The organism is Companilactobacillus mishanensis (assembly GCF_003946505.1).
Classification (GTDB): Bacteria; Bacillota; Bacilli; order Lactobacillales; family Lactobacillaceae; genus Companilactobacillus; species Companilactobacillus mishanensis.
This window is the reverse complement of record NZ_RHON01000004.1, coordinates 26,603-52,492: the sequence shown is the minus strand read 5'-3', so window position 1 is coordinate 52,492 and position 25,890 is coordinate 26,603. Positions and strand designations below refer to the sequence as shown.

General features: G+C 35.9%; 2 protein-coding genes. Both read right to left on the bottom strand.

Annotated elements, in window-relative coordinates; translation table 11 throughout:
* Positions 1 to 92: 92 nt before the first annotated feature.
* Entirely contained in the window at positions 93 to 23,726 is a 23,634-nt protein-coding gene (locus EKM63_RS05620; RefSeq protein WP_125704588.1) for a hypothetical protein, read from the bottom strand.
* 708 nt (positions 23,727 to 24,434) lie between these two features.
* Positions 24,435 to 25,160, bottom strand: coding sequence for a hypothetical protein (locus EKM63_RS05615; protein ID WP_125704586.1), 726 nt, complete (start codon positions 25,158 to 25,160; stop codon positions 24,435 to 24,437).
* Positions 25,161 to 25,890 lie beyond the last annotated feature (730 nt).

Sequence of the window (25,890 nt, the reverse complement as noted above, 5' to 3'; positions counted from 1 at the left end):
CCTAATCTAATAAATACAGAAACTTCCTATTATATGAAAGAAAATTAGAGCAAAAAAAATAACCACTCAATTAAGAGTGGTTATTTTTATTTTTAGGCTAACTTCAATCCTGCTTTATGATTCTTACGACGTTTCTTGATCTTTAAGATCATTGGTAAGATCATACCTAACAAAATTGTCCATCCGGCATATAGCCAGTTATTGCCTTTATTACCTGTTTGAGGTAATTTAGGATCGCTAACGCCTGAAGCATTAGTGTTTTCACTTGGGTCAGCTTTTGGATCAGCGGGATCAGATGGGTCAACATCTGATGCGTTTGCTCCTTCAACAGCATTTTCCATGCTGTTGGCTGAGTCAACTCCGTTAGCTGATTGTGTAGCACTTGCTGCAGGATCCATACCGTTAAAGTATTGAGGATCTGCGCTAGCTGATAATGGATTGAAACCTGAGAATTCACTTGCACCTTCAACCAATGATTGACCTAATACAAGGGGATCATTGTGTACCCAGAATCCTACTGAAGGGATTGCTTTGGCAACTGGTTGAGGTTCTGGAGTCTCAACGTTGATGCCTGGTACTACTGAACGTGCTGATCTTCCGCCGATGGCACCCATCAATGCGAATGGTAAGGCAATCAATCCACCAAGGATCAATGCTGTACCTACAAGGATGTTTGCAATGCTCAATAGTTGTAATCCAATATTGAACAATTGACTTAATAGTCCAAGCAAGAAGATTGGTAATGCGAGTCCACCTAATAATAGAGGAACTCCGATAATTCCAATTAATGGAATTCCGATTGCCAACTTGAATAGCAATGGTAACAATACTTTGTTCAAGAACATGTTATTGAGTGTTAATAATGGACGAACCAATAAGTTCAACAACAATTGAGGTATCAAGATAGGAAGTAAGGCGTTACCTAATGTGATCAATCCAAGTAATGGTAATGCTAGTAAATGAGGAATCAAGTTATTCAATAACATCAATGGTGTCAATGCTAAGAATGTCAATCCGTTAGCTAATAATGGTAAGCCGAGTACTAATAGTGGTTTGATAAGCATCTTTAGAGGGAGGATTACTAAGTCAAATATGTCTTTAAGTACACCAGGCAATGCCAATAATGTAGCTAGGATGTCGCCTAACAATCTCAAGCCTTTAATCAAGTTTCTCAATAGAGCGATTGGTGCCAAGAGCAATACTGGTAATCCTGCTACGGCTAACAAGATTCCGTTATTGATCAAGAATGGTAACAATCCTTTAACTATTGGAAGTGCGAGATTAGTCAAGAGACCTAAGTTCAATAAGAACAATGGTAATGTAAGCAATCCGGAGATCAATGGTAAGGCCAATGATCCTAGGATATTCATTCCTGTATGAATGATTGGGAATAATAACAATGCAATCAATACAGGAAGTGCTAATTTAGCAAGGTCCTTAAGAACGTTGAACAATGCGATAGGTGTTCCTACCAAACCAAGAGTCAATGTTAATGGTAATAATACTGGAAGTAATGGCCAGAATAATGGGTTCAACATATTCAATAATGTTAATAATCCAAGTCCTGGGATTACCAAAGCGTTGAGTAGATCAATTGGCAAGTTAGCTAATGGTCCAAGAATATCTTTCAATACGTCTCCAAGTTTGAATGGAAGTAACATTCTCAAGATTCTTGTTCCGATGTTTAGCAATGGTAGTAATGGCCATAGCAATGGGTTAAGTAATGCGAATAACTTAGCTAATGGTGCTAAGGCTAACAACAATGGAAGTCCTAACAATCCAAGTAAGTCAAATGGCAATTTAATTAATCCATTTAGGGCACCTAATACTAATGGTATTAAGTTTCCTAAGATCAATGCTAATGGTAAGGCTAATAATGCGTTACCTAAGAACATCAATGGTAATAATAGTAAGTCAGTTAATAACTTGACTGGTAAGTTGCCAAGCAATGCCAACAATGGCAATAACAATGTTAATGCAAGTGGCAAGCTGATCAACTTAGTAGCCAATGTTACTAATGGTAATGTTACTAAGAAGTTGAGTAATCCTGCTAACAATGGAAGACCTAACAATAATAATGGCAAGCCCACAAAGTTTCTAAGCAAGTTATTCAATAGCTTGAATGGTAGAGTTAATAACTCTAGTCCAAGCAATGCCCAGAAGGCAACTCTTCTCAAGATGTTGAGTAATGGTAAGTTGAACCATAGTGGCATTGTCAATAGAGCAAGTACCAATGGAATTACGTTTCTCAAGAATCTCAATCCGGCTCTTAGTAAGTTAAGTGGTAATAATCCTAAGAATGTCAAACCTTGTGCTAGTAATGGTAATAGTAAGTGCAAGACATTTCCGAGCAATACGTTACGTACCAACTTGAATAGGAAGATAGGCAATGTTGAAAGCAATCCAACAATTGGTAAACCAAGTAATCCGATTAGATCTCTTACAAGGTTAGCAACTGGGTATGTTAACAATCCTGCTAATGCACCCCATAGAAGTGGAGCAATCAAGTTTCTCAAAGTATCAAGTAATAGTGGTAAGCCAAGTAATTGTGTTAATAACAATAGTGGTAATGCCAATAATCTGATACCTGGGATAAATGATCCGATAAGAGCAGCTAGGTTAAGTAATGGAAGACCAAGTAATCCGAGGATATCTAGTGGTAATCCGCCTAGAAGACTTCTTAATAATGGTACAAGAATTGCGGCTAATGTTGCTGGGATCAAGCTTGTTAACAAGTGTAACAAGATCAATCCAGGTACTAAGATCAATTTAGCTAACAACTTAGTATTGAATGTTCTTAATAATGCCAATGCTGGAACTAACAACCAGTTGATTGGGTTAAGGAATTGAAGTGGTCCAAAGATTGGTAATAACAATAAGTTCAAACCTAATGCTAATAACAATGGAAGGATGTTGTTCTTCAAGAAGTTATTCAAGAATCTTAGTGGCAAGTTCAATAGGTTCAATAATGATAATCCATTGAGCAATGCTGGGATAAGGAATAGACCATCTATGAGGAGATCAAGTCCAGGAATTAATCCAGGTAATGCAAGAAGTCCTAATAGGATAAATCTGTTGATTGTCTTCAAAAGATCATTGAGTAATCTGATTCCGTTTGCCAATACGATGATTGGGTTCAATAGCAATGAGATTACTACTGGTAAGAAGTTAACGAGCAATGCTGTAAGTCCGTTTGCAATCAAGAATGGTAATACACCCTTGGCAATTGGGAATACAAGCAATGTCAACAATCCGAGGTTCAATAAGAACAATGGCAATGTTAACAATCCGCTTAATAGTGGAAGTAACAATAAGCTCAATACATCATTTAATAGGTTGATCAATGGCAATGCCAATAATGTACCTAATAATGCTAGTGGTAAGGCCAACAACAATAGTTTAGCCAAATCATTCAATGTTCTGATGAATGCTAATGGGATTGCAATGAATCTGTTGAATAATTTGAGTGGTAACAAGAGTGGAATTAATAATAATCCTAATCCTGGAATCAACATAGCCAAAGTACTCAAGATTTGTGCTAGTGGAAGAATCAATAATAGATTCAATAGATCAAATGGTAAGTTTCCAAGAAGATCTCTTAGAACGTCTGCCAATGCTAATGGTTGTAGGAGTAATCCTAATGGCCATAGTAATGGTGTTAAGGCATTCAATAATGGTAGGAATGGTAATAATAAATTGAATAATACCAAGCCAGCAAGTTTAAGAAGATCAAGTGGTAGCTTCAATGCTCTAAGTAATCCAGCTAGTAACAATGGTAATAATAGACCGGCCAAGATTGCCATAGGTAATCCTAGTAGCTTATTACCTAATAGAACAAGTGGTAATAATAATAGATCAAGTAATATCTTAATTGGCAAGATTGGTAATGCTGCTAACAATGGTAATAACAATGTCAACAATAGTGGCAATGATAATAACATGTTGAGCAATGTGACTAATGGAAGTCCTAACAACAATGTTGCTAAGCCGTTCAATAATGGAAGACCTAATAACAATGCTGGTGTTCCTAAGAACAAGTTGAATAAGTTTCTCAAACCTCTGAGTAATGTTAATAACAATACTGGTAAGATCAAGGCTTCTCTCAACAAGTTGATAGCTGGAAGTCCAAGCCATAATGGCAATGTCAATAATGCGATAGCATTCTTCAACAAGTTCAAGCCAAGCTTGATAGCTCTTCTGATCAAGTTGAACAATGGTAATGCTAGTCCTGTTAATAGTTGAGCTAACAATGGTAAGCCGAACAATAACAATGGACGTAGGATAAATGCTCTATTGAATAACTTCAATAAGAATAATGGTAATGCATTCAACAAGCCAAGTAGTGGTAATCCAATCAATGACAAGATGTTATTGATCAAACGTGCTAATGGGAATGTTAACAATGCTGCCAAGTTACCCCATAGAAGTGGAGCAATTAAGTTTCTCAATGTATCTAACAATAGTGGTAAGCCAAGTAATTGAGTTAGAAGCAATAGTGGCAATCCTAATAATCTTAGGCCTGGTGTTAATGTACCAAGTAATCCAAGAAGGTTAAGAATTGGCAATGCCAATAATCCAAGAATATCTAGTGGCAATCCACCAAGGATATTTCTCAAGAATCCTAATAACAATCCGTTCAATAGTGCTGGTAAGAAGCTCAATAAGTTATTAAGCAATAGTTTCAATGGTAACAAGAACAATGTTGATAATAATTGAACATTGAATGTTGTTAATCCTGAAAGCAATGCCATGTTGAGCCACTTGAGTGGGTTCAACAATGAGATCAAGCCGAAGAATGGAATCAAGATGGCAAATGTCAATGCCATAGCTGCTAATGGAAGAGCTAATTGATTGAAGATGTCGAGGATCCACTTCAATGGTGTTCTCAATAAGTTGAATAGTGATACTAAGTTCAATAGTAATGGGATAAAGAATAACAATCTCAATACTAAGTTTCTGAATGGAATTAAGCCTGGTAATAATAGAAGACCTAATAAGATTTGTGAAGCAATTGTTGAAATCAAGTCATTTAATAATCTGATTCCGTTTGCCAATACTAGTACTGGGTTGAGTAACAATCCGGCTAATACTGGTAAGAAGTTTGCAACTAATGCAGACAATCCATTTGCAAGTAAGAATGGTAATACACCCTTAGCAATTGGGAATACTAATAATGTAGTCAAACCTAGATTCAATAAGAACAATGGCAATGTTAGAAGTCCACTTAATAGTGGTAATAATAACAAGTCAAGCAAGTCATTCAACAAGTTGATCAATGGTAAGGCCAACAATGTGCCTAACAATGCTAGTGGTAAGCCAAGCAACAATAGTTTAGCTAAATCACCTAATGTTCTAAGGAATGCTAATGGAATTGCGATAAAGCGATTGAATAGTTTAAGTGGTAGCAAGAATGGAATTAATAATAATCCTAATCCTGGAATCAACATAGCTAATGTACTCAAGATTTGAGCTAATGGAAGAATCAATAATAGATTCAATAGATCAAATGGTAAGTTACCAAGAAGATCTCTCAATACATCGGCCAATGCTAATGGTTGTAGGAGTAATCCTAATGGCCATAGTAATGGTGTCAATAAGTCTAATCCTGGAATGAATGGTAACAACAAGTTGAACAATCCTAATCCAAGAAGTTTAAGAAGATCGAATGGTAGTTTCAAGGCTCTAAGGATACCGGCTAGAATCAATGGTAATAACAAGCCTGCTAAGATTGCTAATGGCAATCCGAGTAAGTGACTACCTAAGAATACTAGTGGTAATAATAGTGCATCTAATAACAATTTGAGTGGCAATACTGATAATGCTGCTAACAATGGAAGTAAGAATGTCAATAATAATGGCAATGATAATAGCATGTTAAGCAATGTGATCAATGGAAGACCAAGCAATAATGTTGCTAAGCCAGCCAATAATGGAAGACCTAATAACAATAATGGTGTTCCTAATAACAATCTGAGTAAGTTTCTCAATCCTCTGAGCAATGTTAATAATAATGCTGGTAAGATCAATGCTTCTCTCAATAAGTTAAGAGCTGGTAATCCAAGCCACAATGGCAATGTCAATAATGCGATTCCGTTAATCAACAAGTTCAAACCATTTCTCAATAGTCTTCTGATCAAGTTGAACAATGGTAATGCTAATCCTGTTAATAATTGTGCCAACAATGGAAGGCAAAGTAATAACAATGGACGTAAGATGAATGCTCTATTGAATAACTTCAATAGGAATAGTGGTAATGCACCTAACAAACCAAGTAGTGGTAAGCCAATCAATGACAAGATGTTATTGATCAAACGTGCCAATGGATATGTTAATAATGCTGCCAAGTTACCCCATAGAAGAGGTGCAATCAAGTTTCTCAATGTATCTAATAATAGTGGCAAACCTAATAGTTGAGTTAGAAGCAATAATGGTAAGCCTAGTAATCTTAGACCAGGTGTTAATGCACCAAGTAATCCAAGAAGGTTAAGCAATGGTAATGCTAATAATCCAAGAATATCTAATGGTAATCCACCAAGGATATTTCTCAAGAATCCTAATAACAATCCGTTCAATAGTGCTGGTAAGAAGCTCAATAGCTTGTTGTTCAAAAGCTTCAATGGCAATAAGAACAATGTTGATAACAATTGTACGTTAAATGTTGTCAAAGCTGAGAGCAATGCCATTCTGAGCCACTTGAATGGGTTCAACAATGAGATCAATCCGAAGAATGGAATCAATGCCAAGAATGTCAATGCCATAACTACTAATGGAAGAGCTATTTGATTGAACAAATCAAGGATCCACTTCAATGGTGTTCTCAATAAGTTGAATAGTGAAAGCAAGTTCAATAGTAATGGAATAAAGAATAACAAGTCTAATAGTAAGTTTCTGAATGGAATTAATCCTGGTAATAACAACAATCCGAGGATGATGTCATCAGCTAAGAATCTTAATCCGTCAAGAAGTGCTACTGGAATAGCAATCAATAATCCAAGTAATGGACCGAATCCACCGAGTAATGCAGTTGTGATGAGACCCAATAATGCTGGTAATAACATAGCGTGTAATGGGAATCTCAAGGCAGTTAATACAATAAAGTTAATTAATGTTAATGGTAATGTGAGTAATCCGCTAATTAATGGAATTAAGAACAAGTTGATAATACCGTTGATCAAGTGGAATACAGTTGATGCAATCAAGAATGTCAACAATGCAGGAACGATGAGGTTAAAGAGATCTTTAAGAACATTGAACAATGCAAGTGGGAATCCAAGAAGACCAAGTGTTAATCCTAATGGTAACAATACTAAGAATAGTAATGGCCATAATAGAGGATTAATTAGTGCGAACAATTCAAGACCGTTGATCAATAGTTTAAGCAATGGAATTGCTAACAAGATCAAGTTATCAAGAAGAAGTTTACCTAATGGTCCAAGGAGATCCTTGATTAGATCGAATACCTTAGCCAATGTCAATAGTCTCAAAATCCAGCTTAGTGGGAATAGTAGAGGCAATAGTGGCCATAGCAATGGGTTAAGTAATGCCAAAATCTTGTTGAATAATGTTAAGGCTTGTAATAATGGGAGACCTAACAATCCAAGTAGATCAAGTGGTAACTTAAGTAATCCAAGCAATCCATTTAATAGAAGTGGAAGGATCAATGCCAATGCTAATGCAGGTAATAATGCTAATAGTCTGTTTGCAAGCCATAGAAGTGGCAATGCTAATAAGTCTAATAATAATTTAATTGGTAATGATAATAAGATAGCTGCTAATGGTAACAATAGTTTAGCTAATAGAGGTAATAGCAATAATTGTAATAGCGCTGTGATTAATGGAAGGCCTAATAATAATGCACCTAAACCAAGTAATGCAGGAATTGCGAATAATGCTAATAACTTCAATGGGTTTCCAATAAATAGATCGAATAGAAGTTTAAGTAATCTTCTAAGGATGTCTAGTGGAACACCAACAAGAAGTGTCAACCAGAATGCTACTCTTCTAATAATGTTCAATAGTGGTAAGAAGAACCAGATTGGCATTGTTAGAACTGTTAATCCAAGACCTAATAAGTCGTTGAAGAGATTCAATAATCTCTTAGCAATACCTATCAAGTTCATAGCTAATCTTAGTAAGTGTTCAACGATTACTGGTAACAAGAATGTTGCTAATAATGGAAGAACAATGTTGTTCAAGAATAAGTTGAACAAGAATACTGGCAAGAACAATAGTCCAAGAAGCAATGGTAACAATAATCCAGAAATTAATGAATTAAGTAGTAATGCTAATGGATATACTGCTAAGAATGTCAATACACTCCAGATCAATTGTCCAAGGAGATTTCTAAGAATATCAAGGTTCAATAATCCAAGTAGTGGCAAACCAAGTAATAACATTGGTAATGCTGCTAATTGAGTCAAAATCAACAATGGTAATGCTAGAAGTCTTAGTCCAGGGATAAGCAATCCGATCAATGAAGCTAAGTTCAATAATGGTAATCCGAGCATTGCTGCAAGAACAGCTAACTTGCCAAGAATATCAACTGGTAATCCACCAAGAAGACCTCTTAGTAATGGAACAACTAATCCAGTGATCAATGCAGGAATGATACTCAAGAGTTTGTTCAACAATTGTTGTAGAGGTACAAGAACTAATGGCAACAAGAAGTTTGTCAACAATAGTGATGCCCCTGCTAGCAATGGAGCCAACAACCAGTTAATTGGGTTGAGTGGATTGAACAAGAAGAAGTTGAGTAATAGTAATGGTAATGCTGCTAATACAGGTAATAACAAGTTCTTCAAAATATCATTGAAGATGTTGAGTGGTGTTAATAGAAGATTTGCGAGTGCAAATGCTCTGATCAAAGCATTCAATAGATTCAATAGACCAAGAACAATGTCTGAACCAATTGTTAATAAGCCTGGGAAGCCAAGTACAAATTGTACAAATAGCTTGAATAGCAAGTGATTAATATCTCTTAGAACTCTAAATGTATCAAGTAAGAAGATTGGCAATCCAAGAATAGCAGCTAGTAATGGTGCACCTAAGTTCAAGCCCATCAATAGAAGTGGTAATAGGATTGGCAATACGACTAAGTTGAAGAATCCTAATAGATCTAATGGTAATTGTAGTAAGAATCCTAATCCAGTGTTCAATAGTAATGGCAATAGACCTAACAATCCGATAAGGAATGCTGTGAGTAAATTCAATGCTAAGTTGAACAATGGTTTGAGAATCAAGTAATTAAATTGAGCGATAGCTGCAGCGATAAATACTAATGGTAGAAGAGTTAATCTCAATACTAAGTTAAGAATTTCAAGAGGAATAGATAATAGAATTCCAATTTGTTTACCTAACAATAGTAATGGAAGAATCAAGTCTACTAATAAGTAGAATGGAGCTGCAAGAATCAAGTTACCTAAGAATGTAAGAATTGTTGTTGTAATATTAGCAATTGTTCCAAGAATAGTTGCGAATATTGCAGGTAAGATCAATTGGAGAATAAGTGGAACTAAGACTCCGATGAAGAATACCGCACCGATAATTCCAATAGCGATGCCAATAGCGACAACAGCTGGAACTAAGAATGGAAGAACTCTGACAACTAAGTAAATGATCCAACCAATCAAGTTAACGACAGCGTCTACTAAGAAGATGATGGCATCAAGCAAGATAGCTACAACACCTACAACACCACCAACGATAACGTTGACGATCAAGGTAAGTACCCACCAGATCAATCCACCCGGAGCACCCAATCTTAAGGTGTTAGTGAATGTGAACATTTCGTGGATAAGTGCAAGGATGCTACCTTGTGAAACAAGTGGCAACATCATTGAAGTTAACAATGGTTCTGCTAATAACTTGAATGCTAATTGATACCAGCCACCTGGTGTTAAGAACAAGATTGGTAGTGAAGCAAAGATACCAAGGAAGTTTTCAATGATCATTAAGATCAAGATAATTCCGTACCAAATCTTGAATGCTGCAACTTCAACGACTGCGGCAAGAACCATACCAACGATCCAGTTGAGTGAGTTCAATGCACCTAATACATATAGGTAAATAACTCTGACAAGAACGATACCCAAGTGAATTGGTAAGAATAATGCACTTAGTGGATTCAATGTAATAAATCCGACTAGCAAGTCATAGAATGCTAACAAGTTAACGATTGGGAATGATGATATTGCTAATGAGAACAACATACGTACTGTTTGAATACCAAGCAATGCGAAGTCGATCATAGGAATAAGAGTAAATCCTAAAGCATTAATACCTGTTGTTTGTGCAGCGATTAATGGAATCCAAGGAATACCGAATGGGAATGCTGAAGCAACTAGTCCAACAAATCCAAAGATGAATTTATTAAGAACTAGGTAAACTACATAAATAACAAGTCCGATCAAGTATCCAATTACATGGTCAATAACATCAAGGATAAACTCGATTGCTGGAATGTTAGTTGTTAATAACAAACCAAGGCCAAGAGCTGCAAGTGGTGTTAATTGAGACAATGAAACGAAGGTTCCTTCGAGCAATCTAATAAATAGATATACAGGAATTTGATTAATTAATAATAATTGGAAGATAAGCATTGTTCCAGCTAATAGAAGCAATGGAACAGATGCTGCTAGTGGATCTAGTAATAAGATTGGCAACAATGCTGCAACAAACAATACAACAGAAATCAAGTCATAAGGTCTGTAGAACAATGTTGGTAATCCAGCTAATACTGTCAATACTGTATTGATTAATGATGGAATGAATCCTAATAAGTTGATAGCCTTGATGAATAAATCAATAACTGTGAACTTAACGAGGTTCAATAAGAATTGAATAAATACGATAAGGTGACCGTTAAGGCCAAGTAGACCAGCTAAGATAGGTCCAGCTAATGGTACAAATAATAGTAAGAATTGATATGCGTAAACTGATGCATCCATGAATAATTGAATAATGATTGAAAGAACGAGTGGATTAAGAATTGCTCTACCAATGATAAATTCAAAGAAGAAGATGATGAAGTTTATAGGCATCAAGAATGTCAAAGGATTTGTAAATGCAAAGACAATTGCAAGTGCGGCGATCAATAATTTGTTGATTGTACCGAATCCTAAGATGAATGTTGATACTGCATACAATGCTAATGGTGTAAATAGAATTGGTCCGAATGACTTAGCCAACAAGATAATGTTGAACCAGTTCAAGTACCAAACTATTGCGTTCTTTGGTTCTAATACTAGTAATGCAATTTGAGCAACAATCAAGTTACCGCCAAGAAGAATTGCACTATTTAGAAGTGTAACTAATGGAGATAATCTCAATCCAGGAATAAGAATTCCAATTAAGCTAATTGCAACCACAATGATTCTGACAGCCAATGTGATCAATGCAAGTGCGATATCAACAATTTCGATGACGTCGTAAATAACTGCATTGAGCCAGCCAACAAGACCACTGATGATTTGTGCAGGAACAACTAATACTCTAAATAATAATAATTGAACTGCGTGGTATAGAGCTAGGTTAGCAATTACACCTGCGTTCCAAATTGTCCACAATACTCTGAAGTATGTGTTTGGAATTAATAATGGTAATAATTGTGCACCGAAGAATACTAAGTTAGAAACTGCGAGTCCTAATACGTGGACGGTAAATGAATGTTTGATAACATCCCAGAACATACCACCAACAGTAAAGAACCAAGTACCTAATCCGATCATGTCATAGTCTTTTGTGATCCAGCCCCAGAAGAATGGAGATGCAAATCTTGAGAATATCTGCAACAAGTTGTAGATAATTCCGATTGAAGCTAAGAACATGATTGGTGTGTTGATCAATTCAACAAGAATCAAGATAGGCAATTGAAGAATGTTTCCGAATAGCAATCCGATTGGCAAGAAGATCAATGCACCAATTGCTGTAGCGATAGCCGTTGGGATCATCATCAATGCGAAGATTGGAGCGCCCAATAGGCTCAACAATACTGTCTTATCGATAATATCGAATTGAAGAATTGCTTGTTTTGCGATCTGGAATACGAATGTATATTCAGGTAGCAATAATACGTTAAATAATGTAAATCCTAATTGTAATGTAAATAGTAATCTACCGAATAATCTAATTGGATCAATCCAGTTCCAGATACTCAATGTTTGGATGAGTGTGAAGATTAGTAGATGTCTGTAATAGTTAACAGCCAAACCAATTGGATTGAAGATCAAATATCTAAAGATTCTTAATGGTGATAAGAAGTTAGGGAATAGATTAATTGGTAATAATGTCAAGATTCTGATTAAGTCGATCAATAGTTGACCAAGAATTACGAATGGTAATGTTGCTGGCATAGCAAGGAATACAGCGAACAATACATATTTAAGAATTGCTGGCAATGCTAATGCAAGTAAGAATCCTAATCCTGGTAACAATAAGCTACTGAAGAAGTATAAAGGAATCAAGTAGAAGAATAAGTATGATGAAACTGATGGTAATAGATCGAATAACATAATACCTGGGAACATGAATCTAATCATGTGGAACATTACGATAAATGGTAATGCATATACTAACAAGTTTAGACCCAAGGCAAGTAAGGCAAGCAAACCAAGTGTTGATAATACGGTTGCTAATAATGCCAAACCGGCGATATATGAAATTACTTTATCTACTACGATCTTAGCTAATGTCAAGATAATCGTATTGATAAAGAAGAAGAATGCGACGATCAAGGTATTAGGAATATTGTTAATTAACCAATCGAGTAAGAACAATAGGAAGAATGTAGCCAATAAAATAATTATTGGCAATGCAACGATTGCTGCAATGATTAGGAACATTCCGTTACCTATTAAGAATCCTGCTAGAAGTCCCATAAGGAGTGGTAGCAATAGGTTAAATAATAGGAAGTTCAATACTGTAAGGATAGGTGCTAATAATAATGAGTTAATTACTAATAATGCTGCTAGTAAGCTCCATGCAAGTCCTAATACGGAGTTAATGAAGTAGAAGAAGTCATTAATTAGAATCAATGTATTAGCTAAGAATCTCAATACTAAGTTCAAGATGATCCAACCAGCGATTGAGTTGAACATTGCGAACCATGTAGCTACAAACAAGTTAATGGCTCCAACGATACCCCAAGCAATTGCAAGGTAAATCAAGTTGAGTGCGAATAAGATTCCGTTGGCTACAATTTCAAACAACCAGTAGAGTTCGAAGAACACTGTGATGGCTGGTAAGAGATTGAGTAACCAGTTAAGAATTACACCAGGAATTCCAAGTACTAAGCCAAGTGCTCCGGCAACTAATTCAGCAATAATAATTGCAATATTTCTGACAATAGTTGGTAGGAAGATCAAAGCGATAGTAAGAAGAATGAGGTTGAATTCATGTAGCAAGATTGGTAATTGCCATAGAATTCCATTAATAAGAGCGTTGATTCCTAATAGAATTAAGAATGTTGGGATCTTATTAAAGATAAATGTGATAACAGCAATGTTAATGTCTCCGAGAATCAACAATGGGTTGATTAGGAAGAAGTTAATTGTGCTGATGATATGCATGATGATCAATGCAATACCAAGTAAGTTCAATAGAACTCTTAATGGTAAGCCAAGTGGTCCGAAGAGAATCAATGTGTTCAATACGGCCATGATGGCGTCAAAGATCAATGCAGGAATCAATTGTAATAATAAGTTTAATCCAACTGATAATAAGAATGGTCCGAAGGCATTCAATAGAATCAATGGCAACATCACGTTCAACAAGTTGAACAATGAAATCAAGTTACCAAGTAATAATAATGGTAAGCCTAGCAAGAATCCTAATCCGAATCCAAGTCCAGCTGCAAGAGCAAGATTTAGAAGGATATGGTTGAATCTTCTTAAAATATCAAATGGTAGTTTGAGTAAGTTCAAGATCATTAATGGAACTGTTAACCAGAACAATACTCTTCTCAACAAGTGCAATAGTGGTAATAATAACCAGATTGGTGATGTTAAGAATGTTAATGCGATGTTGAATAGGTCTAATAAGATCTGACCTAATCTCAACAAACCATTAAGTAATGTTAATAAGAATTGGTTCAATAATGTTAATAGTAATGGAAGTCCTAAGCCAAGTAGCAATGGGAATCCAATCAACAAGTTGAACAATGTTAATGGCAAGAATGATAACAATCCTAATAAGTTAAGGAGTAATGGAATCAATACAATTGCCAAAGCATCTAAGATCAAGTTTGTTAAGAAGTATGTAAATAAGTTAGCTACAATGCTCCAGAAGATTTGATCGATGATGTTCTTAAGAATACCTAAGCCTGTTAATAACAATCCAAGAAGAATTGGTAGGTTAAGTAATGCAGCCAACAATGCTAATGGAACTGTTAACAAGTTAAGTAATGGGATCAATGCTGTTAATAATCCGTTGAGGATCAATGGTAACAACAATAGTCCAGGTAACAATAATGCTAAGTTCATTAATAGGAAGAATGGTAGTCCACCAAGTAATGCTCTGAGTAATCCAACAATGAATCCGGCAATAGCTGCAGGAATTGCACTGATAGCTAAGTCAAGCAATAGTTTGAGTGGTAATGCCAATAATCCAAGCAAACCTTGTAACAATAATGTACCTACAAGTGCTAGCAATGGAGCAAGAATCCAGTTGATTGGGTTCAATGGATTGAACAAGAAGAAGTTCAATACGTTAAGTGCTAGAGCTAATAGTAATGGTACAAAGAAGTTCTTAAGTAAGTCGTTAAAGATCTTCAATGGGAGAAGAAGAAGTTTAAGCAAGCTGAATACTAATAAGAACAATGGTACGAAGAATGCTAAGTCCATAGCTAAGTTCAAGAATGGAATTAAGCTAGGAAGACCTAACAAGATTGCTGCTAGTAATGGATTGAATAGTCCAAGCAATGCGTTAAATAGCAAGATTGGTAGATTCAAAGCTGCTAAGAAGACAGCTAAGGCAGTACCTAATGCTAATAACAAACCAAGACCGTTGATCAACAATGGTGCAACGATGAATTTGCTGAATAGTTTCAACAAGAACAATGGTAATGTGATCAATCCGTTAAGGATCAATTCATTTAGCAAGAACAATGGTAATCCGATTAAGAAGCTGATGATGTGTGAAATTAATCCAGCACCAAGTGCTAATAATAATCCGATCAAAGGACGTACGAACAAGAAGTATGGAATTGTTAAGAAGATCCATGCAGCTAAGTCCAAAAGTCCAAGTAAGTCTAATAATAATTGAATTGGTAATAATAATAATTCGTTAGCTAAGTTTAATAGTGCTAATAGTGCGAATATTGGAGCAAGTAACCAACCCGGTATAGGTAACAATAATGATGCAATTGCTAAGAATGCGTTGAGTAAGCCAAGACCGATATTTGCTAATCTAATGAGTCTTGTAAGATTTCTCAATAGTCCCAAGATGAATGAAAGTACGAATCTTGCGCCTAATCTGAATAATCCGATGAAGAATCTGATTAGATGTACTAGTGCTCTGATTGCAATAGCTGTTACGGCACCAAGTGTAATTGCACCTAGTAATGGTCCAAAGAATAATGCTCCAGCTAATAATGCTAATGCAAGATCTTTGAGTAATGAGCTTAACAACCAGATATTAAATCCGATAAATGCATTTAGAGCTAATAGGAAGATTGTGTTCAATAGTTTTCCAAGTAATAACAATGGAAGAACGATGAAGACAAATCCAAGTGCTAATAGGCCTAACAATCCTAACTTAAGCAAGTTCTTCAAGATATTGTTTAGAAGATCTAATCCGATAAGTGCCAATGTTGATAAGAGTTGTACAGCAAGACCTAATAATACTGATAGTCCAAGTGCTAATAAGATTGGTAATGCAATGTTCAAAGCAGTAAGTGCTAGGAATACGCCTAAACCGATCAATAGTGATAATGGAGCAAATAATAATGTTGCGAGAAGTGGTAAGCCAATTAAGGCTAACATCTTAAGCAAGCCAACAATTACGTTTCTGATGATTCTGAGGATCATCAAACCTGCTAATAATCTTCTCAAGAAGTTGAGTCCTGGAAGAATTGTCCATAATGGCAATGTTAATAATGTAGCGCCAAGTGTTAATAATTCTGCGAGTAACTCTAGTCCCCTTCTGATCAAGTTGAATGCTACTAAGGCTAAGTTAGTTAATAGAGCTGCCAATAATGGAAGTCCGAATAACAACAATGGTCTTAAGATAAATGCGTTCAATGCAAGATTCAATAGGAACAATGGTAATGCTAATAATAATTGTAATGGTAACCATAGAAGCAAGTCTAACAAGTCTTTAGCTAAGTTGAGGCCAAGTTGTGTTAGAAGTGTTCCAACGATTGTCCAAACTAGTTGTTTGAGCAAGTTATTTAGAATTCCAAGAACTACTAATGGAAGACCAAGTAATAATGCTAACAAGCCTAGTGGAACTGTTAATAAGTTCAATCCAGGGATCAATGCTGTCAATAATCCGTTAAGAATTAATGGTAACAATAGTCCAAGTTGTAATAGTAAGAATGGTAGTCCACCGAATAATGCTCTGAGTAGTCCTACTAATAATCCGTTCAATACAGCTGGAATCAAGCTTAATAGGAAGTTATTGATAAAGCTCAATGGCAATAACAATAAGTTTAATAATAATTGAGTTAATAATGTGCTGATACCTGAAAGAATAGCTAAGTTCAACCATCTTAGAGGGTTCAAGAATGTGATTACACCAAGTAATGGTAATAGTAACAAGAATGAAAGACCAGCAACAAGTAATGGTAATAACAAGTTATTAAGGAGATCGTTAAAGATCTTCAATGGTAATAATAATATGTTTAGAAGACTTAGAAGTAAGTTGAACAAACCGAATAGGTTCAATGCCAACATGATCAAGTCTAAGAATGGGATCAAGTTAGGAAGTGCTAATAAGATCAATGCAATTAATGGGAATCCAAGTCCTAATAGTCCAAGACCTAGTAAGTTGATTAATCCAAGTGCACCTAATAACAATGCTAATGGTAATCCAAGAGCAAGAATCAATCCGATTCCGTTGATAAGCAATGGTAACAATACAAGATTGTTAAATGCTTTTAGCAATAATGCTGGAATTCCAAACAAGTTGAACAATGTCAATTGATTGAATAGTACTAATGGCAATGACAACAATGTCATTACGATATCAGAGATGATTCCGGCACCGATAGCTAATGCTACTGAAATAAGTGGTCTAATGAATAACCAGTATGGAATTGATAATAACAATCCTAATAATGTCAATCCGTTAACTAACATTGCCAACAATTTAAGTGGTAATAAGATCAAACGGTTAAGGAATGATAATCCGGCGTTCAATAGATTTAATAGAGCTAGAACTGGTCCGACAATAGGAACAAGCAATGCTAATGGTGCTAATAACAAGTTAGCAATACCATTCAACAATGAAAGTGCTCTTGCAGCGCCAAGTACTAAGTTGACCATTCCAATAATGAATTGGAGAACTAATCTAGCACCAAGTCTAAATAGACCAACGAAGAATCTGATCAAGTGAACGATAGCTCTGATAGTCCACTTAACAATTGTGTTAATTACTAATTGACCAATTAATGGTAATAGTAATAATCCAAGTAAGAATGCACCTACGATCAAGTTATTGATCAATGTTGTGATCAACCATAAGTTGAATCCTAAGAATGCGTTCAATGCTAATAATAATAGTGAATTGATGAATGCTCCACCTAATAAGATTGGTAATGCACCAAGGATAAGAAGTGTGATAGCACCAAGTAATAATAATTTGGCACCAATTTCGATCAATTTGTTAAGTAACATTAATCCGAGTGTTGCAAGCAATGTCAAGAAGTTGACTAACAATGAAGCAGCGATTGCAGCTAACAATGAAAGTACTAGTGGAATTGCCATGTTCAATAAGTGTAATCCGATAAAGTTAAAGATTGTGATTGGTAGTAATAGTAAGAATCCTAAAGCACCAACGAGCAATGGTAACAATAATACGGCACCTAATTCGATTGCAGCTCTGATCAAGTCGAATAAGTCTTTAAGTAATTTGAGTGGTAATGCAACAAATGCTACAAATGCTGCTACCAATTTTCTCAAGAAGTTGAGTCCTGGAAGAATTGTCCACAATGGCAATGTTAATAATGTGCCACCAAGTGTTAATAATTCTGCGAGTAACTCTAGTCCCCTTCTGATCAAGTTGAATACTACCAAGGCTAAGTTAGTTAGAAGTCCTGCCAATAATGGAAGTCCGAATAACAACAATGGTCTGAGTAAGAATGCATTCAAACCTAAGTTCAATAGGAACAATGGTAATGCTAATAATAATTGTAATGGTAACCATAGAAGCAAGTCTAACAAGTCTTTAGCTAAGTTCAAGCCAAGTTGTGTAAGAATTGTTCCAACGATTGTCCAAACTAGTTGTTTGAGCAAGTTATTTAGAATTCCAGCTAATACAAGTGGAAGACCAAGTAATAATGCTAACAAACCTAGTGGAACTGTTAATAAGTTCAATCCAGGTACTAAGGCTGTCAATAATCCGTTAAGGATCAATGGTAACAATAGACCAAGTTGTAATAATAGGAATGGTAGTCCGCCGAACAATGCTCTGAGTAGACCAACTAGTAATCCGTTCAATACAGCTGGAATCAAGCTTAATAAGAAGTTATTAATCAAGCTTAGTGGTAATAATACTAAGTTCAACAATAATGTTGTTAATAATGTGCTGATACCTGAAAGAATAGCTAAGTTTAACCATCTTAGAGGGTTCAAGAATGTAATTACACCAAGTAATGGAAGTAAGAACAAGAATGAAAGACCAGCAACAAGTAATGGTAATAATAAGTTGTTTAATAGATCCAAGAAAATCTTGAATGGTAATAATAATAATTTAAGTAGACTGCTGATCAAGTTGAATAGTCCTAAAACATTTAGAGCTAACAAGATCAAGTCTAAGAATGGAATCAAGTTTGGTAATAATAAGATGAATAAGGCAATCAATGGGAATCCAAGACCTAATAGGCCAAGGTTCAATAGTCCTAATGCACCTAATGTACCGAGCAATAATGCTAATGGTAAACCAAGAGCTAATGCTAAACCTAATCCGTTTAACAACAATGGTAATACAACCAAGTTGTTGAATGCTTTAAGCAATAATGCTGGAATTCCGATCAAGTTGAACAATGTCAATTGATTGAATAGAACTAATGGTAATGACAATAGAGTCATAACGATGTCTGAGATAATTCCTGCACCAAGTGCTAATAATACTGAGATTAAAGGTCTGATGAATAACCAGTATGGAATTGATAATAACAATCCTAATAATGTCAATCCGTTGATCAACATTGCCAATAACTTGAGTGGCAATAGAATCAATAAGTTAAGAAGTGACAAACCAGCATTCAAAAGATTAATTAATGCTAGGATTGGGCCGACAAGGGGAACAAGTAATGAGATTGGAGCTAATAGTAAGTTAGCAACACCTGCTAATAATGAAATTCCGGTTGCGACACCAAGTACTAAGTTGATCAATCCAATGATGAATTGGAGAACTAATCTAGCACCTAATCTGAATAGACCGATGAAGAATCTGATCAAGTGTACAACTGCTCTGATAGTCCACTTAACAGCTGTGTTGATTAATAGTTGAGCAACTAGTGGTAATAGACCTAAGCCTAATAGCAATGCGCCAACTAATAAGTTGTTGATCAATGTTGTGATAAACCATGCGTTGAATGCTAAGAATGCGTTCAAGGCAAGTAGTAATAATGAGTTCAATACTGCCCCACCTAATAAGATTGGTAATGCACCAAGGATAAGAAGTGTGATAGCACCGAGTAACAACAATTTAGCACCTAATTCAACAAACTTGTTGAAGAGCACTAATCCTAACATACCGATAAATGTTAACAAGTTGATCAATAGTGATGCAGCTAATGTTGCAAGTAAAGCTAATACTAGAGGAACTGCCATATTCAATAACTTCAAACCTAAGAAGTTAAGTGTTGTTAATGGTAATAACAACAAGAATGCAGGGATTCCAACGAGCAATGGTAATAATAGCAATGCTCCGATTTCGACGAATTGTCTTACAAGATCAAATACGTCTTTGAGTAATCTCAATGGAAGAGCAACAAGAGCAACGAATACTAATGCTAATCTTCTAAGGAGATTCAATACTGGAAGAATTGTCCACAATGGCAATGTTAATAATGTTGCACCAATGTTAAACAAGTCTAATGCAATTCTGGCAAAGTCTTTAAGGAATGTAAGTCCCCAAAGTAATCCAGATGTTAATAATTGAGCTAATAATGGTAATCCAAGCCATAGAGCTGGGAAAATCAAGAATTGTGTTGTAAGGAATTTGTTAAATAAGATAAGTGGTGTTAACAAGTCTATCAACAATGGAACTGTTAATAATGTTAACAAGTCTTTCAATACGTTTGAAGCTAAGTAAGCTGTAACGAATGAAAGAACTTTCCAGATAAGTCTTCCAAGAATATTGTTTAATAATCCTGCAAGTACTAGTGGTAAGCCAAGTAATAATGCACCTAAGCCAGCTGGTACTGTGAATAAGTTCAATCCAGGAACTAATGCTGTCAAGAATCCGTTAAGGATCAATGGTAGCAAGAACAATGGTGCAAGTAGTAAGAATGGTAGTCCACCAAATAGTGCACGTAACAAACCAACTAGGAATGCAACAACTGCTGCTGGAATCAAACTCATAATTCCATTTATGAAGAAGATCAATGGTAATGAAATTAACTTAAGAGCTAATTTTGTTAAGAATGTTCCGATAAATGAAATGATTGGTAAGTTGATCCATGTTAATGGGTTCAAGAATGCTAATGGTCCAAATACAGGTGCCAATAATAGCAATGTTGTTAACCATACAAGGAATGGAACAACTAAATTAATGATTGCGTCGATAAACATCATCAATGGGATTGCGATGAATAAGTTTAGCAATGAGTTAACTAATGTCATTAATGGTGCTAAGAAGATTGCGTCCATGATCAAATTGAAGAATGGAATCAAGCTCGGTAGTCCCAATAAGAACAATGCAACTAGAGGTAATCTCAATGATAGAAGTAATAATCCTAAGATTGCGATTAATCCTAATGCAGCCAATGCAAACAAGAATGGTAATGCAATGGCGTTGATCAAACCTAATCCATTTAATAGCAATGGTGCTACAACGAATGAACCTAATAGATTCAATAGTAGTAATGGTAGGAAGATCAAGTTAAATAATGTTAATTGGTTAAATAATACTAGTGGTAATGTCAATAATGGCATTAACAAGTCTGAAAGCAATCCTGCACCTAGTGCAATTGGAAGACCTAATAATGGTCTTAGGAATAAGATTGCTGGAATTGACAATAAGAAGAATCCTAATGCTAAGGCATGTGCTAATCCTAATAACAACTTAAGTGGTAATAGGATCAATGTGTTAGCGATTGATAATAATGAAATTAATAATGGAAGAAGTGCAAGGACCGGTCCAACAACAGGAATCAATGCTGTTAAAGCGGCGGCGATTCCACTAACAAGTGCTGTGATTGCTGACCCAGCGGTTGCGGCTCCTGCGAGCAAGTTCAAAAGTCCAAGTACAAATGATAATACTAATCTTGCACCTAACTTGATAGCACCAACAAAGAATCTGAAGATGTGGATAATTGCTCTGATACTCCATTTAACAAGAGTATTGATTAAGAATTGACCAGCTAATGGTAATGAGAATAATGCAATACCAAGTCCGGTAAGCATCAAGCTCTTAGCCAATGTAAGTAGATTCCAGATAAGCAATCCACCAACAGCGTTGGCAATTAATAGAACAAAGAAGTTCAATACTTGAGCTGCAACAATCAATAGTGGTAATCCAACTAAGATTGTACCTGCAACGATCAAGCTTAATACGAATCTGAATGCATCTTTGAGTAAGTCTTTAAGAATCTTAGCGCCTAACAATGCTAAGAATGTTAATCCTGAAACAATTCCACTCAATAATAATGAAATAAAGAATCCAAGTAGTAATGGAATTGAGATGTTAAACAATGTCAACAAGATTGTGTTCAAAATTGCTAATGGTGCTAATGCTAAGAATGTTAATGCCCCTGCCAATAATGGTAGTAAGAATGCATTGAACAATCCTAATCCAAGGCTTAATAGGTCGAATAGACCTTTCAACAATGCTAGTGGTAAGCCGATAAATGATAATGCTAATGCAAGATCAACAATACCGTTAATAACAGCTTTAGCAAGGTTGAATAAAATAAGTGCGTTAAATAATGTTAATTGAGCCAATTGGCTAATTAATGAAACAATCGCAAAGTTCAATACGATTGGTGCAACAAAGTCTAACAATGCTAGTGGTAATGAACCTAGTAATGTGTTTAGAAGACCAAGTCCGACACCAACGATGGTGTTGAATAATGTAATTGGTGCTGTAAGGATCATTGAACCAAGTGTGCTTAAAACAACTGTGTTCAAGAAGTCCAATGGAGCAAATGCTAATTTAGCACCGAGAATCAATGGTAGACCTAATGCTAATGCAGGAAGAACGATTGGTGCAAGAAGCAATGCAGGTGCCAATAGTGCGATAGGAAGAATTAGTGGAATAAGTGGTAATCCAGCTGCTAATACGATTGGAGCTGCAAGTGCTAAACCGGCTGTAGCAACAGGAAGACCTAATAAACCTAATCCTAATAGAGGCAATCCAATAACGGGTGCCAATAATGCGAATGGTAATAATCCAAGACCACCAGCAGCGGCAGCAGGTGCGGCTGCAGCAGTTGTAGCAGCGTTTGAAGCTAAGTTACCTTGTGCTTTTTGTTGATAATCTGAGTAAGCTTTTGAACTTCTCAAGATGTCGTTGTTAACAGCTTGATCAAGTTCACCTTTAGTCATGTTTTTACCTAATGAATTCAATACGGCAGGCATTTGTTGTTCATACTTGTCACCATTTGGCAATACACGGCCATCAACTGTGTAGTAAACAGTTCTGCCATCAGAAGTGTTTAATGCATAGTTAAAGAAGTTACCAGTTTTATCGTTTTTATCTGTCTTAGTTGAGATGTCATTCCAAATAGCAGGTACAGACTTGAGCATCTCGCCCTTTTCGTCATCTGAAGCCCATGGAGTCATCTTATTATATGTATCGTTCTTGATAGTCTCATAAACGGCTTGGCTATCAGCGTTTTTAGAGCTGGTTGTAGAGTCATTTGTGGCATCTGAACTAGTTTGTGTTGAATCTGTTGATCCATTAGCGTTCTCTTTGGCATAATCCAAGAGTCTTTGTGGGTCTACAGCTGCAACATTAGGCAATTGAGTGACACTTGCCCCGTTGTCAGGTGCATCAAGACTAATAGTGGAGTGTTTTAGCACTTCATTAATAACCTCAGATGTACTTGCATTAGAGTCACTTGTAGGACCCGTGTAAGTACCGTTGAGGTAGTCTTGATAGATCTGTGACCTCTTCATGTTGTCGACGTCGACAGCTTGATCGAAGGCACCGGGCTCAACACTTTGGCCCATGCTTCTCAACAGCTGTGGCATTTGTTGTTGAAGAGTATCAGAACTGTCAGGGTTGGCAGTACCGTCGATTGTGACGTATGCGTCCCTTCCAGTTGAGAGTGTAGAATGGAAGTTCCACACTTGTCCGTTGTAATCATTTTGATCAGTGTTCTGACCAATATAATTCCACATTGAAGGCAAGTCTTTGACGATTTCATTGACTTCTTCAGTCGTTGCGCCGGAGTTCTTGTCTTGGATGTGATCGTAGATAGCCTCAAATTGAGAGTTATCTTCATATGTATCAGTATCTGATCCAGCTTGAGTATTATCTTGGGTTGCTGTATCAGAAGTTAAGTAACCATCAAGAGTTGCTTTGGCATCAGATGCACCTTGGTTAGCAATCTCGATATAGTTAGTGTTATTTGCAGCTTCTGTTTGAGTAGTTTGATCACTTGTAGTAGCAACTTGTTGAGGTTGGTATACCTCTGTAGCTTGTAAGTTACTATTTGTTGTTGCAGGTGTTGTAGCTGTAGTGCTGTTTTCGGCTACAGCATTGGCTTGAGGAGTTTCTTGAACAGGTGTTGTATCTGTAGCAAGATTCTCTGAAGCTTGTGTAGTTGTTTGTGTATCTGCAGGAGCAGTTACATTATTTGTTGATGCAGCTGTTGTATCTGTAGATGCATTAGTTGCTGAATCGGCTTGGTCACTGCTTTGATCAGTTTGATCATTTGTAGTAGCTGTCGAGTTAGCTTGGTTGTTTTGTACTTGAGTAGAATTTGCGTTTCCAGAAACTGTTACGGTTGTTCTACTATTAACTGCATTCTCTGCTTGTGAGAATGAAGGTGAAACTTGTTGTTGATTTTGATTTTGTTGTGAAGCTTGTGTTCCGTTAGTTTGATTTTATTGAACTTGTTGAGAAGTTCCATTTTGTGAGTGACTCGCCTGAGCCTCTGAATCATTTGAAGAATTTGCAGCTGATTGAGTAGTTGCTTTTTGTTGTTGTTGTGAATTGTTTGATCTTTGATTATTGTTTGTAGTTCTTTGTGTTTGATTTTGTTTTTGTTGTTTTTGAGGAGCTCTGTAATTTGACTTAATATTGTTGTTATCAATATTTATATTTTTACCGGCGAAGGTAGCTGATGCTTTTGTATCAGCTTTGACATTTTTAGTAGCAATTGCGAAAACTTCTTGGTAGTTACCGGATGTTGAATCCTTCTTGAAGTTTACCAGCAAGTTGTCACCTTTCTTATCGATATCATATAAGCTGTTGTTCTTTTGAGCAGCTAATTCTTTGATCTTACTTGTATCAACGTTCTTCCCATTGAACTTGATATCAAGTTGATCACCTTTCTTAATGACATCGTGTGATGAAGTTGAAATGTTCAACCTCATAACCGGTACGCCCTTCTTAGTGGTCATTGAGAGACTGACAATATTGTCAGGATTTCTCGTAGTTGTCTTTAGTGGAACGCTTGGATCAACGTTCCCATATTTACCTGCGTTGTTGTATATGGCCGCCTCTGCGACCTCTACAGTAGAGTAAGCAACGATTGGTAATACGATAACTATCATCGAAACCCATGTAATAATTTTCTTTAGGAGTGAACCTTCGCCAAATATTGTCATAATTTAAATCTCCCCATTATTTCTTAAGTAGTAATAGATAGAATGCAATTTATGAATCCCAGTATTCATAAAATATGCACGTAATATCTATGGCCCCTTAAAAGCTATATGTCGATAATAGAGCATAAAATTAATTATATCAAGCGTTAATTGACCAGTTTATTTCCGGTTTTTGAGTTTTTATAGCAAATGTAATCACGTGTGACCGCTTATTTATCGAATTATCAATCTTCAACAGCCGCAAATGCCGTGTTACCGGAGTTTGAGACATATTCGGGAAATTATCCTGCAAAATCATAAATTTTTTCAATTTATTTATATTTAATGATTATATATACTACATTTCAGTCTATTTATGGGACATATGCAGTATTTATGTCTTATTTTTTAGGCATATTAAACCATTACTTACAGTTAGACCCCCTATCAGTTTAGATTATGGATATGTTTTGATCATTAAACTGACAAATGATCCGTCCATGTTGCATGTCTGGTCTTACTATAGAAGAAACACGATGAGACGTATTGTAGCAAATTACACATAAACGCCGTTCTTACGGCATTTCAGGAGCTTTTATAAATGACACTGGATTAACTCAATACTTTCCTACTGAATAATTATCTAACTTATATTTGAACGAGTCCTTAGAATTCGTCTGTATAGTCCCCTGTAACTGCGTATATTGATAGGGTTTTGTTTTAGGAAGGATTACATACCTTATCTTCGAAA

Excerpts from the sequence above, each read along its gene's own strand:
- EKM63_RS05620 (WP_125704588.1), bottom strand. The coding sequence starts at position 23,726 with ATGTGGAATTATATTGGTCAGAACACTGATCAAAATGATTACAACGGA.
- EKM63_RS05615 (WP_125704586.1), bottom strand. The coding sequence starts at position 25,160 with ATGACAATATTTGGCGAAGGTTCACTCCTAAAGAAAATTATTACATGG.